We start from the raw sequence: 258 nt of genomic DNA, 5'->3' as shown, positions 1-258 counted from the left end.
AGCGAACGAATTGCCGGAGGAGCAGCCAAATAGCTGCGGGCCGCACTGTCCGGCAATCCATTGGTTATAAGCTGTTGAAATTCTTTGATGATTTTGAGCCGGAGAGCTTCGGGCGCGATAAGTAGTAGAGGCGTCGCAACGATGGTCCGACGGATTGAGATCCATGCTTCGTTTGGCGAGGTATCATAGGACATGGAGAGCGCATCAAAAGATCGGTGGTTCAACAGACCGTGCAGGGCCTCCAGGTTGAATACCAGG

Annotated in this window: 1 pseudogene; it reads right to left on the bottom strand. The window is 53.1% G+C overall.

The annotated features are described in order from the left end of the window. Positions 1 to 258, bottom strand: a pseudogene (locus KJQ96_RS39300) (hypothetical protein); the annotation flags it as partial.

The organism is Bradyrhizobium sp. sGM-13 (genome assembly GCF_018398875.1).
In the GTDB taxonomy this organism is placed as follows: domain Bacteria; phylum Pseudomonadota; class Alphaproteobacteria; order Rhizobiales; family Xanthobacteraceae; genus Bradyrhizobium.
Note: the sequence above shows the minus strand (reverse complement) of the source record. Positions and strands in the feature narration are given on the sequence as shown.